Raw genomic sequence first — 366 nt, 5'->3', positions numbered from 1 at the left:
CGCAATTAGTATTTGGAACACCTGACAACAAGGAACTAACACTTACCTATGGTTTTGATTTAAAAGAATACCACTTAAGCCTGTTACCACAATCACACAACTACAAATATTTTTCTAACGATTATTTGTTAGATCAAATACACGAAAAAGATGCCAAAGAAATCACCTCTGGCGTCAATGGATATAGTGGTTTTGTAACCAATAAAGCTAAAACCATATTTAATAAAGAAACCAAAGTTTGGCACAATCTGTATAACGATCCTAAATCTAAACAACGTTTAGACAGCAGTATCGAAGCTCAAAAAAAGGCTATCGAGATCAAACAAGTACAACTAAACGGAGTTAGTGATAATCCTGGTGTCACTT

The 366-nt window shown here is 34.2% G+C and carries 1 protein-coding gene; it reads left to right on the top strand.

Going from position 1 to position 366, the window contains the following annotated elements; all coding sequences use genetic code 11:
- Window positions 1–366: hypothetical protein (locus V6251_RS15185; RefSeq protein WP_341589006.1), on the top strand; the 366-nt coding region annotated here is incomplete at both ends.

It is taken from the genome of Olleya sp. Ti.3.14, assembly GCF_038154885.1.
In the GTDB taxonomy this organism is placed as follows: Bacteria; Bacteroidota; Bacteroidia; order Flavobacteriales; family Flavobacteriaceae; genus Olleya.
This window is presented reverse-complemented; position numbering and strand designations above follow the sequence as displayed.